At 33.6% G+C, this 1,347-nt stretch carries 2 protein-coding genes; both read right to left on the reverse strand.

Going from position 1 to position 1,347, the window contains the following annotated elements:
- Positions 1 to 404 precede the first annotated feature (404 nt).
- On the reverse strand, positions 405 to 776 hold the full coding sequence (locus BM213_RS14365) for a type II toxin-antitoxin system RelE family toxin (RefSeq protein WP_091705275.1): 372 nt from the start codon (positions 774 to 776) through the stop codon (positions 405 to 407).
- Between the two features lies 1 nt (position 777).
- Complete coding sequence (locus BM213_RS14370; protein WP_091705278.1) at positions 778 to 1,167, reverse strand: hypothetical protein; 390 nt, start codon at positions 1,165 to 1,167, stop codon at positions 778 to 780.
- Positions 1,168 to 1,347: the final 180 nt, after the last annotated feature.

The raw sequence follows: 1,347 nt of genomic DNA on the forward strand, positions 1-1,347 counted from the left end.
TTCTTTTCATATTTCTTAATTCCTAAAGACTTCCTCGCTTCAGCAGGTGTCAGACCTTTTTTCTTCATATTTGTTCTAATTATTGATTTTATGTCGTCCATAAATGATAATTTTTCGTTATTTGCTCTCTGAGCAGTTGCCATATCCTTTTCCTCCTCCCAACACATACAACCACACCCCCTTAGAGGCATAGTGTACGCCTATTCTAAAGAGATTATACCACAAAATTCATTTAATTTATATGAATATATCGCTAATTTCCTATGAAAATGAATTATTTCCTTCAAAAAATCCAAAAATACGTTGTTTATTCGCAAATCGCTTCAATTTAAAAAAAGCACCCGAATAAACGAATGCTTTAAACCTCTACTTCTACATTGCGACTTCGACAGGTGACTGGCACCCTATCCCATTTCCATGAAGAATTTTTGTAAACGTTCCGCAGCCATTCGATATGCCTTTTCTTTATCACGAGGACCTATCGCAATTATTTCCATCCTTATCGGCTGTCCTTCAACCGGGCGATAAATAATTCTAATATTTAGTGACTTCGACTTAATCTTTGCAAAACCATGCAAGTCCCCATGTAACGATTCAGCAATTCCATCCGGCTTAAATAGGGGACCTTGCTTTGCCCTTCTTAAAATTTCTAATAAAATGGTTTGTCTATGTCCTTTATTAATCGCTTTAATATCCTGCTTTACATCCTCAACAAACCTCAGTTCAACATTATATTTTTCTAAAATAATCTCCTGCAAATCTTCAAGCGTTTTCACATCAATCTTCCTCTAATAATTTCATTAGTTCGTTTACATTAATATCCTCTTCATCAAAAATATCTGATAAAGTTTGATTTACAGGTTTATTCTTACGTGCATATGCCTCTTCCATAACAATTTGGTCAAGTGCTTCTTCTACAACTTCTTTTATTTGAAGCAACTGCTCAAAATAATCTATATCAACAACTACAGCCAGTGCATTTTTCTTTTTTGCATTTTGAATAACAAATACTTCATCTGAAACTCCATTTGAAAAACGATCCAGTATCTCTGATAATTTTTTTGTTCTAGAAAGATCCGTAACACTTAAAACATTCGTTTTCAAAAAATTCAATGTGTTTGTGTTGGCAATAGGATATTGTTCTTTTGTCAATGTATGAACACCCACTTTCCATCCTCCACTCTTTAGTATATGCATTATTATCTATATTATACACATGATTTTACACAAAAAAAAACACATTTATTACCTATATTCCATTTGTTCATACATTCATTCTTTACATTCCTAACATACTTTAGGGCGTGACTGGCACGCTATCCAATCACTCTCCCTATCTCCACTCAA

Source organism: Anoxybacillus pushchinoensis (assembly GCF_900111795.1).
In the GTDB taxonomy this organism is placed as follows: Bacteria; Bacillota; Bacilli; order Bacillales; family Anoxybacillaceae; genus Anoxybacillus; species Anoxybacillus pushchinoensis.